Below are 12,286 nucleotides of genomic sequence, written 5' to 3'. Positions count from 1 at the left end.
CCGAGGTTAGGCTAACCTAACCCCGCTGCCCCGGTCGACCCCGGCCACCCCTTGATCGAAAGACAACAACCATGCCCGACGCACTGTCCGCCCGTCGCCTCTCCCGCCGTGGCCTCCTGGCCGCCGGTGGCGCCGCCACCCTGGCCGCCCTGCTCGCCGGCTGCGGCAAGGACGACACCGCAAAGCCCGCCACCAGCAACGGAAGTGGCCCCTGGTCGTTCACCGACGACCGCACCAAGAAGGTCGAGGCGGCGGCCCGCCCGGCCCGTGTGGTGGCCTTCACCGGCGTGGCGGCGGCTCTGATCGATTTCGGTCTCGACAAGCAGATCGTCGGCGTGTTCGGGGAGACCAAGCGCGCTGACGGCACGGCCGACCCGCAGGCCGGCGACCTGAACGTCGAAGCCGTCGAGATCCTCGGCAACGTGTGGGGCGAGTTCAGCCTGGAGAAGTACGCGGCGCTGCGCCCGGAACTGCTGGTCACCCACATGTACGACCCGGACGCGCTCTGGTACGTGCCGGACGAGAGCAAGGACAAGATCCTCCCGCTCGCGCCCAGCGTGGCGATCACCACCGCCCGCGTGCCGATGACCAAGCCCATCGAGCGGTACGCCGCGCTGGCCGAGTCGCTCGGCGCGGACCTGTCCGCGAAGAAGGTCACCGACGCGAAGGCCCGCTTCGACGCCGCCGCCGAGGCGGTCCGGCAGGCGGTCAAGGCCAACCCCGGGATCAAGGTGATGGCCTGCTCCGGCAGCCCCGACCTCTTCTACGTCTCCAACCCGAAGGTCAGCACCGACCTGATGTACTTCGCCGAGCTGGGCGTCGACATCGTGGTCCCCACCAAGCTCGAAGCCGGCGACTACTTCGAGGCGCTGAGCTGGGAGAGCACCGGCAAGTTCCCGGCCGACCTGATCCTCCTGGACAACCGCAGCACCGCGCTTCAACCCAAGGACCTCGCCGCCAAGCCGACCTGGCAGCAGCTGCCGGCGGTCAAGGCCAACCAGGTGACCCCGTGGGACGCGGTGCCCCGCTTCTCGTACGCCGGCTCCGCGCCGTTGCTGGAGAACCTCGCCACCGCCATCCGCAACGCGAAGAAGGTCAGCTGACGCCATGACCGTGCCGACGTACCCCGTCGAGACCACCGCGCCGCCGACGGCGCCCGCCGCCGCGCGAGCCCACCTGCTGCATGGCGGCTCGGTCGAGCAGTACCGGCGCACGATCGCCGACGGCGTCGACCGGGTTGCCCGCCGGGTGGCCTCCGTGGACCGCCCGGTCACCGGGATCACCCCGGCCGAGCTGGCCCCCCTGGTCGACCGGGTGGACCTGGACCGGCCGCTGGGCGACGCCGGCGCCGCGCTGGACGAGTTGGAGGACGTCTACCTGCGCGACGCCGTCTGGTTCCACCACCCCCGCTACCTCGCCCACCTCAACTGCCCGGTGGTCATTCCTGCGCTGCTCGGCGAGGCGGTGCTGACCGCCGTGAACTCGTCGCTGGACACCTGGGACCAGAGCGCCGGGGCCACTCTCATCGAACGGCGACTGATCGACTGGACCGCCGAGCGGATCGGCCTCGGCCCCAGCGCGGATGGCGTCTTCACCAGCGGCGGCAGCCAGTCCAACCTCCAGGCGCTGCTGCTGGCCCGGGAGGAGGCGTGCGCCGAGGCGATCGGCGCGGCGGCGCGCGCCGACCTGCTGCCCCGACTGCGCGTCCTCACCTCCGCGGCCGGTCACTTCAGCGTGCAGAAGTCGGCCAAGCTGCTCGGCCTCGCCCCGGACGCGGTGATCGCGGTGCCCACCGACGCCCGGCGGCGGATCCGGCCGGCCGCCGTCCGCGAGGAGATCGCTCGGTGCCGGCAGGCCGGGCTGGTGGTGATGGCCGTCGTCGCCACCGCCGGCACCACCGACTTCGGCTCCATCGACCCGCTCACGGACCTGGGCGGGATCTGCGCGGGGGCCGGCGTCTGGCTGCACGTCGATGCCGCGTACGGCTGCGGTCTGCTCGTCTCACCGACGCGGCGGCACCTGCTCGACGGCATCGAGCGGGCCGACTCGGTGACCGTCGACTTCCACAAGTCGTTCTTCCAGCCGGTCAGCTCCAGCGCGCTGCTGGTCCGCGACCGGCGGGTGCTGCGGCACGCCACCTATCACGCCGACTACCTCAACCCGGCGCGGATGGTCGAGCAGCGCATCCCCAACCAGGTCGACAAGAGCCTGCAGACCACCCGCCGCTTCGACGCGCTGAAGCTCTGGCTCACCCTGCGGGTGATGGGCCCGAACGCGCTCGGCGCGCTCTTCGACGAGGTGGTCGACCGGGCCGCCGACGCCTGGCAGTTGGTCAGCGAGGACCCCCGCTTCGAGGTGGTGACCCGCTCCGAGCTGAGCACGGTGGTCTTCCGCTACCTGCCCACCGGCCCGGGCCGTGAGCTGGCCGACGCCGCCAACCTGCACGCCCGGGAGGCGCTGGCCGCCTCCGGCCTCGCCGTGGTCGCCGGGACCCGGGTGGACGGCCGGCACTTCCTGAAGTTCACCCTGCTCAACCCGGCCACCACCGTCGACGACGTCGGCTACGTGCTGGACCTGATCGCCACCCACGCAGGCCGGTACGTGCACGACCACGCCACCGTCGACCTGACCTGCCACGTCGGCTGACGCCGGTGACCACGAACCCGCGCCTGGAGACTCCGATGTCCACCCACGACTTCATCGCCATCGGGCTGGGCCCGTACAACCTGGGCCTGGCCTGCCTCACCGCGCCGATCGACGAGCTGGACGGGGTGTTCCTGGAGGCCCGGCCGAGCCTTGCCTGGCACCCCGGCATGCTGCTGGAGTCGGCCCGGTTGCAGACCCCGTTCATCGCCGACCTGGTCAGCCTCGCCGACCCGACGTCGCCGTACTCCTTCCTCAACTACCTCAAGGAGATCGGCCGGCTCTACCCGTTCTACATCCGGGAGAGCTTCTACCCACTGCGCAGCGAGTACGACGCGTACTGCCGGTGGGCGGCGGCGAAGCTGCCGAACCTGCGCTTCGGTCAGACCGTGACCACTGTGGCGTACGACTCCGCCGACGAGCGGTACGTGGTGCGGGCCCGCACCGGCACGGGGGAGACCGTCGAGTATCGGGCCCGGCACCTGGTGCTCGGCACGGGCACCCCGCCACACCTGCCCGACGCCGTGGCCGGGCTCCCCGGCGACCCCGTGCACAACTCCCGCTACCTGGAGCACCGGACCGCGCTGCGCACCAAGCGCAGCATCACCGTGGTGGGCAGCGGGCAGAGCGCGGCCGAGATCTACCACGACCTGCTCGGCGACATCGAACGGTACGGCTACCAGCTCAACTGGGTCACCCGTTCGCCGCGGTTCTTCCCACTCGAATACACCAAGCTGACGCTGGAGATGACCTCACCGGACTACGTGGACTACTTCCACGGCCTGCCCGAGGAGACCCGCTACCGGCTGGAGTCCGAGCAGAAGGGCCTGTTCAAGGGGATCAACGCCGACCTGATCAACGAGATCTTCGACCTGCTCTACGCGCACAGCGTCAACGGGCCGGTGAACACCCGCCTGCTCACCAACACCGAGCTGGTCAGCGCCGGTCACCAGGACGGGGCGTACACGCTGGGGTTGCGTCAGGTGGAGCAGGAGCGCGACTTCGCCCTGCGTACCGAGGGGTTGGTGCTGGCCACCGGCTACCACTATCGAGTGCCGGAGTTCCTCGCGCCGGTGCACGAGCGGATCCGTTGGGACGCGCACGGCCGCTTCGACGTGGCCCGCAACTACAGCATCGACCACAGCGGGCGGGGCATCTTCCTGCAGAACGCGGGCACCCACACGCACAGCGTCACCTCACCGGACCTGGGCATGGGCGCCTACCGCAACTCGTGGATCATCCGTGAGCTGCTCGGCCGGGAGCACTACCCGATCGAGAAGAGCATCACCTTCCAGGAGTTCGGCGCTCCCGCCGGGATGACATCGTGAGCGTCGTCTTCACCCGCGCCGACGAGCGGCTCGGTGAGTTCGCGCTGCGGACGCTCGACCCGGACGCCGACGCCGCGCTGCTGCACACCTGGGTGACCCACCCCAAGGCGGCCTTCTGGCTGATGCAGGACGCCGACCTGGCCCAGGTGACCGAGGAATACCAGCGGATCGCCGACCACCCGCACCACGACGCGTACCTCGGGCTGTGGCGGGGGAGTCCCGCATTCCTCGCCGAACGCTACGACCCGGCCCACGTCGAGCTGGTCGGCCTCTACGACCACCAGCCCGGTGACGTGGGCATGCACTTCCTCTGCGCGCCCGTCGGCACTCCCGTGCACGGCTTCACCCGGGCGGTGCTCGGCACCGTCATGGCCTGGCTCTTCGACGACCCGACGACCAGGCGGGTGGTGGTCGAGCCGGATGTCCGCAACACCGCCGTGCACGCGCTGAACGCCGCCGTCGGCTTCGAGGTCGTCGGCCCGATCGCCAAGCCCGAGAAGGACGCGCTGCTCAGCGTCTGCACCCGAGCCCAGTTTCAGGCCGCCGCCGACGGCGCTGCCGCCACCAGAACCGAAGGAGCCCCGGCGTGACCACCACCGCCGTCCCCACCCAGACGCCTGCCGCCACCGGCGATCCGGTCGGGCATCTCACCCCGCAGCGCTGGGCCCGGGCCAACCGGCTGCTGGTCCGCAAGGCGCTCGCCGAGTTCGCCCACGAACGGCTCCTCGCCCCGGAACCCGTGTCGGGACCCGACAACCGGCAGTGGTACGAGGTCCGCAGCGACGACGGCGCGGTCACCTACCGGTTCGCGGCGCGGGTGCTCGCCCTGGAGCACTGGCAGATCGATGCGGACAGCATCACCCGGCACCGCGACGGCACGTCGCTGGCACCGGACGCGGTGGACCTCATCGTCGAGCTACGCGGCGCCCTCGGGCTCTCCGCGCGGGTGCTCCCGGTCTACCTGGAGGAGATCACCTCGACGTTGGCCGGCACCGCGTACAAGCTGGCTCCGTCCGCGCCGAGCGCCGCCGAGCTGGCCGAAGCGGACTTCCAGACCATCGAGACGTCGATGACCGAGGGCCACCCCTGCTTCGTGGCCAACAACGGTCGGCTCGGCTTCGGCGTCGACGAATATCACAGGTACGCCCCGGAGGCCGCCGCCCCGGTCCGGCTGGAGTGGCTGGCCGCGCACCGGGACCACTCGACGTTCAGCAGCGCCGCCGACCTCGACTACGACACGTTGATCGACAGTGAGCTGGACGCGGAGACCCTCGCCCGGTTCGCGGCCACGATGACCGACCTCGGCCTGGACCTTGCCGACTACCACCTGATCCCGGCGCACCCGTGGCAGTGGTGGAACAAGCTGGCGGTCACCTTCGCCGGGGAGCTGGCCGCACGCCGGCTGGTGCACCTCGGCCCCGGGCCGGACGTGTACCTCGCCCAGCAGTCCATCCGTACCTTCTTCAACGTCACGGAGCCGGGCCGGCACTACGTGAAGACCGCGCTGTCGGTGCTGAACATGGGCTTCATGCGCGGGCTGTCGGCCGCGTACATGGCGGCGACCCCGGCGATCAACGACTGGCTGGCCGATCTGATCGCCGAGGACGAGGTGCTGACCGGCACCGGCCTGACCGTCATCCGGGAGCGGGCCGCGGTGGGTTACCGGCACCGGCAGTACGAGGCGGCGACCGACCGCACCTCCCCGTACCGCAAGATGCTGGCCGCACTGTGGCGGGAGAGCCCGGTGCCCGATCTGGCGCCGGGACGCCGGCTGTCCACCATGGCCGCGCTGCTGCACGTGGACAACGACGGCGGCTCACTGGCGGCGACACTGATCGCCCGGTCCGGGCTGGCGCCCGAGGTCTGGCTGCGTCGTTACCTGGACGCCTACCTCACCCCGCTGCTGCACAGCTTCTACGCCCACGACCTGGCCTTCATGCCGCACGGCGAGAACGTCATCCTGGTCCTCGACGAGCGGGACACCGTCGAGCGGGTGATCTTCAAGGACATCGCCGAGGAGATCGCGGTGATGAGTAGCGAGGTCGAGCTGCCGGCGGCGGTGGAACGGATCCGGGTCGACGTGCCCGACGACACCAAGCTGCTGACCATCTTCACCGACGTGGTGGACTGCTTCCTGCGGCACCTCAACGCGGTGCTGGTCGAGGCCGGCGTGCTCGCCGAGGACGACTTCTGGCGTACGGTCGCGGCCTGCGCCGCCGACTACTTCGACCGGGTGCCGCACCTGGCCGAGCGGGTACGCCACTACGACCTGTTCGCGCCGGAGTTCACGCTGTCCTGCCTCAACCGGCTCCAGCTGCGCGACAACCAGCAGATGATCGACCTGTCCGACCCGTCGGCCGCGCTCCAGTTCGTCGGCACCCTCACCAACCCGCTGGCGGCCCACGCCCCGGCCCGGTGACCGCGGTCGCGTTTGGTCAGCGCGTACACCACCGGGTGCAATGGTGGGCATGGGATTCCTGAGTACCGCGAGCCTGCTCGCCGCCACCCTGACCACCGGCCTGACCGCCGGGCTGTTCGCCGCCTTCGCGTACGCGGTCATGCCGGGCCTGGGCCGTACCGACGACCGCTCGCTGGTGCTCGCCATGCAACGGATCAACGAGTCCATCCTGAACGGGTGGTTCGCCGTGTGCTTCGGGGGAGCGCTGTTGTTCACGCTGCTGGCGGCGGCGCTGCACCTGGGCGCCGGGCGCCGCGCGGTGTTGCCGTGGATCGTCGCCGCGCTGCTGCTGTACCTGGTGGTGCTGGGCGTCACCGCCGTGGTCAACGTGCCGCTCAACAACGTGTTGGCCCGCGCCGGCGACGTCGAGGATGCCGCCGACCTCGCGGCCCTGCGGACGCGCTTCGAGGTCACCTGGGTACGTGGCAACGTGGTCCGTGCCGTCGCGTCGACCGGCGCCTTCGGGCTGCTGGCCTGGGCGCTGGTGGCCGAGGGCCGGCTGCCCGGCTGAGCCGGGCTGGGCTCAGTCGGTCGTCTGAGCCGTGCCGGCCTGTCGGAACGCGCGGGCCAGTTGGGCGAGGTCGAAACTCTCGAAGTGCTGGAGGAACCGCCGGCGTACGGCGGCCAGGTGACTGGGCCAGGACTCTTCCAGGCGGGTGAAGCCCGCGTCGGTGAGGACGGCGTTCCAGCCGCGGGCGTCCTCTTCGCACCGCTCCCGTTTGACCAGGCCCTGCGTCTCCAGCCGGATGATGGTGCGGGTCATGCCGCTGAGCGAGAGGTGGCAGGCCAGGGCGAGCTCGTTCATCCGCATCCGTCGGGCCGGTGCCTCGGACAGGTTCATCAGGGCTGTGTACTCGGTGAGCGGTAGCTGACGGTCACCGACCATGTCGGCGTCGATCGTGCGGGGCAGCACGTGCATCACCTGGCCCAGGGCGCGGACCAGGGCCTCCTCATCACGGGTGAGGGGTCGCAGCGTCTCTGGGGAGGTCTCGGACATCCTCATATCATACTTGCTTGACTGAGCAATTGCTTACCCTCCGTGTGACCACGACCATAGGAGGTGTATTTGCTTGACCAAGCAAGGACCGGTTAGCGTTCCCGTCGCCAGGCAAGGACCCTCTGAAAGGCGCCACACATGACCAGGATCGGGATCATCCTCGGAAGCACCCGCCCGGGGCGTAACGGGGAAGCCGTCGCCCGCTGGGTGCTCGAGATCGCCAAGCAGCGCTCCGACGCGGAGTACGAGCTGATCGACCTGCTCGACTACAAGCTGCCGCACCTCGACGAGGCGTACCCGCCGTCAATGGGCCAGTACACCCAGCCGCACACGCTGCGGTGGGCCGAGACGATCGCCTCGTACGACGGCTTCATCATCGTCACCCCGGAGTACAACCACTCCACCTCGGGTGCCCTCAAGAACGCGATCGACTTCCTGTACGCCGAGTGGAACAACAAGGCCGTCGGCTTCGTCAGCTACGGCTCGGTTGGCGGCGCGCGCGCTGTGGAGCACCTGCGTCTGATCTCCGGTGAGCTGCAGATGGCCGACGTGCGTTCGCAGGTCGCGCTGTCGCTCTTCACCGACTTCGAGAACTTCAGCGTCTTCAAGCCCAACCAGTTCCACCAGGACTCGCTGAACACCACCCTCGACCAGGTGGTCTCCTGGAGCACCGCGCTCGCTCCGCTGCGCCAGGGCTGACCGTTTCGAGCTTCCGGCACCGGCCGCGGGCATTCTTCCCGCGGCCGGTGCCGGGTGCGGTCAGGCAGGCTGCGCTTCGGCCAGCATGTCGAGCGACACCTGCCACAGTCGCGCTGCCGCTGCGGGATCGGTCGCGTGGTCGGCGACGCCCTGCAACGGCGTCTCCGGGTTGAAGCGCGCAGCCTGGTTGCAGTCCTCGAAGTAGCGGCCGCCGACGCCCTCCACCTGCGGCCAGGCGGCGAGCAGCACGGAGGTGGCGGCACCCTGCTCCGGGGTCTTGAAGTCGAAGTCCGGAAGCTGCGCGTAGTCCTCCTCGGTGAGGTGTCGCCCCAGGTTGGTGGCGACCGCGCCCGGGTTGGCCGCGTTGACGGTGATGCCGTCGTCGGCCCAGCGCCTGTTCGCCTCGACCGCGAACAGCGCGGTGGCGGTCTTCGACTCGCCGTAGGCGAGGAGACGGTCGTAGGGACGTTCGCGGAAGTTGACGTCCTCGAAGACCATTGGCGCCTGCACGTGGGCGATGGAACTCAGCGACACCACGCGGGCCCGACCGGCCGCGGCGAGCGCCCGGTGCAGCCCGTTGGCGAGTGCGAAGTGGCCGAGGTGGTTGGTGGCGAACTGCAACTCCCAGCCCTCCGGCGTCCGCATCTCGGGGGTCGCCGACACCCCGGCGTTGTTGACCAGGATGTGCAGGGGACCTTCCCAGGCGGTGACGAAGGCGGCGACCGACCTCTGGTCGGAAAGGTCCAGCGGCGCGACCCGGATCAGCCCGTTCGCGGCGGTGGAGCGAATGTCCTCCGCTGTCCGCTCTCCGGCCTCTACGTCCCGCACGGCCAGGGTCACCTCGGCGCCCGCGCTCGCGAGCGCCCGGGCGGTCTCCACGCCGATGCCCGACGAGGCGCCGGTGACGATGGCGCGCTGCCCGGTGAGGTCGACACCCGCCACGACGTCAGCGGCGGTGGATCGGGCGTTGAAAGGCGTAGTGACGCGTGTGGCGTCCATGATTGATTCCCCCGGTATGTGTCGTTAGGTGACCTGCAACCCTTAGATCCTGCGCGGGGCGTCTGCGAGACGGCCAACACGCGCTACCTGACATGGCTACAGTCTGTTCCTGTGGCCACGCCTGAGCTGCGGCAACTGCGATACTTCCTGGTCCTCGCGGAGGAACTGAGCTTCACGCGGGCCTCCGCCCGGCTGATGATCGCCCAGCAGTCGCTGTCCCAGCAGATCACCGCCCTGGAACGCGTCCTCGGGGTGAAGCTGTTCGACCGCGACAGCCGCGGCACCACCCTCACCGAGACCGGCGCCCTGTTCGTGCCCGAGGCGCGCGCCGTGATCGACCGCGCCGAGCAGGCCGTCGCCGTCGTGGGAAGGGCCCAGCGGGGTGAGGTCGGCACCCTCCGGCTCGCCTTCCTGACCACCGTCGCCAACCACCTGCTGCCCCCGGTGGTCCGAGCGGTCCGCCACCATCTCCCCGACCTGCACCTGACCACCGAGTCCACCAGCATCGCGCCCCTGGTCCAGGGCGTTCTCGACGGGCGGTTCGACGTCGCCTTCACCCGGACCCCGCTCGTTCCCGGCCTGGAGTCCAGGAGACTGACGACCGAACCGGTCTGCGCGGTGCTGCCCGAGGGCCATCCGCTCGCCGGGCGCGACGAGTTGACCCTCGCCGACCTGGCGAACGAACCCTGGGTCATGACGCCGCGCAGCTCCTGGGAACCCTGGCACCGCGCCTACGAGGACCAGTTCCGGGAAGCGGGCTTCGCACCCACCGTCGTCCAGGAGGAGACCGGCGTGCAGAGCCTCCTCGGCCTGGTCGCCGCCGGACTCGGCGTCACCCGGCTCGCCTGCTCGGCGGCCAGCCTCCGCCGCACCGGCGTGGTGTTCGTCCCGCTGGCCGGCGCCTACGCGTACACCGAGATGGTGTGGTTGGCGGGCAACACCCCGCCCGCCCTGCACCGGCTCCTGGACGTGGTCACCGAGCTCGCGGCGACGACCGACCTCACCAGCACCGGCTGACGGTGCGGCGTCCCGCTCAGCGCCTGACGAGGTGGTGGGTGGTGCCGTCGGCGACGGCGCGAAGCTTGTCGGGGTTGGCGATGTTGTGGATGGTGGTGATGCGCCCGCCCGCGTCGATGTCGAAGGAGACGGTGGCGACCACCCGGCCCGCACCGCTGAACACCAGACCCGGCCCCCCGTTGATCTCGACCAGGGCGGCGTGCATGTCGTGCGGCGCGACGCCCTGGTAGGTGACGGTGTTGATGGCCGCGAACCAGGCCGCGACCGTTCCCGCACCCCTGATGGGAAGCAGGGCCTGGCGGACCTTACCGCCACCGTCGGTCCACAATGCGACGTCCGGAGACAGCAGCTCCAGCAGGGTGTTGATGTCGCCACCGGTCGAGGCGGCGAGGAATCGCTCGGTGACTCCGCGCTGCTGCGACCGGTCCGCGGTGAAGCGTGGCCGCTGGCCTTGCACATGCTCACGAGCACGGTGAGCGGTCTGACGGACCGCAGCCTCGGACCGTTCCACCGCCGCCGCGATCTCCGCGTGGCTGAAGTCGAAGACCTCCCGCAGGACGAACACGGCACGCTCGAGCGGGCTGAGCGTCTCCAGCACCACCAGCATCGCCATCGACACGGACTCGGCGTCGGTGACGGCGTCGGCGGCGTCCGCATCGGTCAGGACGGGTTCGGGCAGCCACGGCCCCACATAGGTCTCGCGGTGGTGCCGAGCCGAGCGCAGGCGCTGCATCGCGAGGTTCGACACGATGCGGGCGAGGTACGCCTTGGGGTCGGCGACCTGGGCGCGGTCTGCCGAGGACCATCTGATCCAGGCGTCCTGCACCGCGTCCTCGGCGTCCGCCGCGCTGCCGAGGATCCGGTAGGCGACCGAGAACAGCAGGTTGCGATGACGGTGGAACACCTGCTCGTCGGCGTCCGGCGGGTGCGTCACCGCGCGTCCCGCAGACGGGTGAAGCGGCCGCCGCGCGGCCAGACCGCACCGGTGGAGGGCAGCCGCGACATGCGACGGTAGGTCGGCCAGGGTGAGGCGCTCACGGTCTCCTTGTACCAGACCGCCATCCGCCCGGTCAGACACCCGCGGCGAGGGCTGTCGTCGGGGTGGGTGAACTGCACGACCGCGTCGTGTCGGCCGAGGCTGACCGGCGTGTGGTAATAACCGAACCGGAACGGCCGGGGTTGCCTGCCCCGCAGCACGCGGGCGATCGACACCGCCGCGTGCACGCCGGTCGGCATGCCACTCTGGCAGGTGCCGTGCAGCACCCCGTAACCCTGCCGGACCGCGGCCGCGTCGCCGATCGCGTACACCTCGGGATGCGACACCGACCGCAACGCGGGGTCGGTGACGACGCGCCCGCGTTCGTCGACGGTCAACCCGGCGGCGGCCGCCAGCGGCGCCACCCGGGTACCTCCCGTCCAGAGGACGACGTCGGCCGCCAAGGTCTCCGCGCCGGCCAGCTCGACCCCGTCGGGTCGGACCCCGGTGACCGCCACCCCGGTGATCACCTGGACGCGGAGGCGGGTCAGCGCGGCCCGCAGGTACGCCCGGGCCTTCGGGTTCATGCTCGCCCCCGGATCCTGCTGGCCCACCAGCGTGACAGCGACCTCCGGGTGCCGTTCCGCGATCTCCGCGGCCGCCTCGACCCCGGTCAACCCGCTGCCGACGACGACGACCGTGCCGGTGCCGAGCCGGGCCAGCCGGTCCGCCAGCGTGGTCGCGCCGCTCGGACTGTCCAGGGCGTACGCGTGCTCCTCGACGCCCGGGACCGCCGCCGTGTCCGTCACGCTGCCCAACGCGTAGACCAGGGTGTCGTAGCGCAGCACGCGGCTGTCGTCGATGCGGACGGTCTTCGCGTGGGCGTCCACCGCCGTCACCCAGCCGCGCACGAACTGCGCACCCGTCTCCGCCAGCAGCTCAGGGATGTTCAGCTCGGCGAGCGGCTGCCCGGTCGCCGTCATGTGCAGCCGGAGGCGCTCGGTGAATCGCTCCTGCGCGTTGACCACTGTCACCTGCACGTCGGCCCGCCTGGTCCGGGCCGCGAGCTGGGTCGCCGCGGCCATGCCCGCGTAGCCCGCGCCCAGGATCAGCACGCCGTGCGTGCCCTGCGATGTGCTCATCGTTTCGCCTCTCTGATCGGTGTGACG

The 12,286-nt window shown here is 70.7% G+C and carries 12 protein-coding genes; 8 read left to right on the top strand and 4 right to left on the bottom strand.

The genetic code is table 11. The features are described from left to right. Nucleotides 1–71: 71 nt before the first annotated feature. The 6 genes from PCA76_RS18385 to PCA76_RS18360 are packed head-to-tail and all read left to right on the top strand — an operon-like array spanning nt 72 to nt 6,940. Nucleotides 72–1,103, top strand: coding sequence for an ABC transporter substrate-binding protein (locus PCA76_RS18385; RefSeq protein ID WP_272611666.1), 1,032 nt, complete (start codon nt 72–74; stop codon nt 1,101–1,103). Between the two features lie 4 nt (nt 1,104–1,107). After that, a complete protein-coding gene (locus PCA76_RS18380; RefSeq protein WP_272611665.1) occupies nt 1,108–2,646 on the top strand; it encodes a pyridoxal phosphate-dependent decarboxylase family protein in 1,539 nt (512 codons plus the stop codon). 35 nt (nt 2,647–2,681) lie between these two features. Then, complete coding sequence (locus PCA76_RS18375) at nt 2,682–3,971, top strand: lysine N(6)-hydroxylase/L-ornithine N(5)-oxygenase family protein (protein ID WP_272619466.1); 1,290 nt, start codon at nt 2,682–2,684, stop codon at nt 3,969–3,971. After that, on the top strand, nt 3,968–4,561 hold the full coding sequence (locus tag PCA76_RS18370; RefSeq protein WP_272611664.1) for a GNAT family N-acetyltransferase: 594 nt from the start codon (nt 3,968–3,970) through the stop codon (nt 4,559–4,561). Before PCA76_RS18375 ends, PCA76_RS18370 begins: the two co-directional genes overlap by 4 nt. Beyond that, nucleotides 4,558–6,390 (top strand): IucA/IucC family protein, encoded by a 1,833-nt coding sequence (locus PCA76_RS18365; protein WP_272611663.1) that lies wholly within the window; start codon nt 4,558–4,560, stop codon nt 6,388–6,390. The genes PCA76_RS18370 and PCA76_RS18365 overlap by 4 nt, the downstream gene beginning before the upstream one ends. 49 nt (nt 6,391–6,439) lie before the next feature. After that, nucleotides 6,440–6,940: an anthrone oxygenase family protein gene (locus tag PCA76_RS18360; RefSeq protein WP_336297999.1), complete on the top strand. Its 501-nt coding sequence runs from the start codon at nt 6,440–6,442 to the stop codon at nt 6,938–6,940. 12 nt (nt 6,941–6,952) lie between these two features. Here the strand turns inward: PCA76_RS18360 and PCA76_RS18355 are convergent, their stop codons facing one another. Continuing rightward, on the bottom strand, nt 6,953–7,426 hold the full coding sequence (locus PCA76_RS18355; RefSeq protein WP_272611661.1) for a MarR family winged helix-turn-helix transcriptional regulator: 474 nt from the start codon (nt 7,424–7,426) through the stop codon (nt 6,953–6,955). A 138-nt stretch (nt 7,427–7,564) separates the two neighbouring features. Between PCA76_RS18355 and PCA76_RS18350 the strand changes: the two genes are divergently transcribed. Continuing rightward, a complete protein-coding gene (locus PCA76_RS18350; RefSeq protein WP_272611660.1) occupies nt 7,565–8,125 on the top strand; it encodes an NADPH-dependent FMN reductase in 561 nt (186 codons plus the stop codon). A 60-nt stretch (nt 8,126–8,185) separates the two neighbouring features. Here PCA76_RS18350 and PCA76_RS18345 read toward each other — a convergent pair whose 3' ends face one another. Beyond that, entirely contained in the window at nt 8,186–9,124 is a 939-nt protein-coding gene (locus PCA76_RS18345; protein WP_272611659.1) for an SDR family NAD(P)-dependent oxidoreductase, read from the bottom strand. Between the two features lie 111 nt (nt 9,125–9,235). Between PCA76_RS18345 and PCA76_RS18340 the strand changes: the two genes are divergently transcribed. Then, a complete protein-coding gene (locus PCA76_RS18340; RefSeq protein ID WP_272611658.1) occupies nt 9,236–10,141 on the top strand; it encodes a LysR family transcriptional regulator in 906 nt (301 codons plus the stop codon). Between the two features lie 16 nt (nt 10,142–10,157). On the opposite strand, the gene PCA76_RS18335 is transcribed toward PCA76_RS18340, so the two are convergent. Continuing rightward, nucleotides 10,158–11,075: an RNA polymerase sigma-70 factor gene (locus PCA76_RS18335; protein ID WP_272611657.1), complete on the bottom strand. Its 918-nt coding sequence runs from the start codon at nt 11,073–11,075 to the stop codon at nt 10,158–10,160. After that, nucleotides 11,072–12,259, bottom strand: a complete 1,188-nt coding sequence (locus PCA76_RS18330) for an NAD(P)/FAD-dependent oxidoreductase (protein ID WP_272611656.1) — start codon at nt 12,257–12,259, stop codon at nt 11,072–11,074. The genes PCA76_RS18335 and PCA76_RS18330 overlap by 4 nt, the downstream gene beginning before the upstream one ends. Between the last annotated feature and the right edge of the window lie 27 nt (nt 12,260–12,286).

This window comes from Micromonospora sp. LH3U1, assembly GCF_028475105.1.
In the GTDB taxonomy this organism is placed as follows: domain Bacteria; phylum Actinomycetota; class Actinomycetes; order Mycobacteriales; family Micromonosporaceae; genus Micromonospora.
The sequence above is the reverse complement of the archived record's forward strand: the minus strand, read 5'-3'. Positions and strand labels throughout refer to the sequence as shown.

What these genes read in the sequence shown, in the direction of transcription:
- PCA76_RS18350 (WP_272611660.1), top strand. Translation starts at nt 7,565, where the DNA reads ATGACCAGGATCGGGATCATCCTCGGAAGCACCCGCCCGGGGCGTAAC.
- PCA76_RS18355 (WP_272611661.1), bottom strand. Translation starts at nt 7,426, where the DNA reads ATGTCCGAGACCTCCCCAGAGACGCTGCGACCCCTCACCCGTGATGAG.
- PCA76_RS18345 (WP_272611659.1), bottom strand. Translation starts at nt 9,124, where the DNA reads ATGGACGCCACACGCGTCACTACGCCTTTCAACGCCCGATCCACCGCC.
- PCA76_RS18385 (WP_272611666.1), top strand. Translation starts at nt 72, where the DNA reads ATGCCCGACGCACTGTCCGCCCGTCGCCTCTCCCGCCGTGGCCTCCTG.
- PCA76_RS18330 (WP_272611656.1), bottom strand. Translation starts at nt 12,259, where the DNA reads ATGAGCACATCGCAGGGCACGCACGGCGTGCTGATCCTGGGCGCGGGC.
- PCA76_RS18375 (WP_272619466.1), top strand. Translation starts at nt 2,682, where the DNA reads ATGTCCACCCACGACTTCATCGCCATCGGGCTGGGCCCGTACAACCTG.
- PCA76_RS18380 (WP_272611665.1), top strand. Translation starts at nt 1,108, where the DNA reads ATGACCGTGCCGACGTACCCCGTCGAGACCACCGCGCCGCCGACGGCG.
- PCA76_RS18360 (WP_336297999.1), top strand. Translation starts at nt 6,440, where the DNA reads ATGGGATTCCTGAGTACCGCGAGCCTGCTCGCCGCCACCCTGACCACC.